At 63.5% G+C, this 408-nt stretch carries 1 protein-coding gene; it reads left to right on the top strand.

From position 1 onward, the window contains the following. Positions 1-92 precede the first annotated feature (92 nt). Positions 93-408 (top strand): hypothetical protein (locus AC5Y4N_RS21060; protein WP_499912853.1); only part of this gene is annotated, 316 nt, incomplete at its 3' end.

The following is a 408-nucleotide window of genomic DNA, read 5'->3' as shown; positions in this document are numbered from 1 at the left end:
CGGACTGTCCGGGTGGAAGCTGGACAAGTGCTGACCATCGCATTGCGGCCAAGAACTGTCTGCTGACGACCCGTTGCGCGAAATGGGCGACCATGCAGGTCGGGACCGGTCGCGCGGTGTCCGATGTCGCACGCGAGCTTTCGTGTGACTGGCACACCGTCAACGACGCGGTGATGACCTACGGTCAAGCGCTGCTTGCTGCTGACCGTAGGCGCCTTAACGCCACGACCGCGATCGGCCTGGACGAGACCTCGTTTGTGAAACTGTGCAGCCGCCGGGGCCGCTCGTATGCCACGACCGTCGCCGACGTCGCCAACCACCAGATCATCGAGATCCTGCCTACCCGTCACTACGTCGATGTGGCGGGCTGGATCGATAACCAACCCGACGCCTGGAAGCAGCGCATTC

The organism is Mycobacterium sp. NGS19 (genome assembly GCF_059813155.1).
This window is presented reverse-complemented; position numbering and strand designations above follow the sequence as displayed.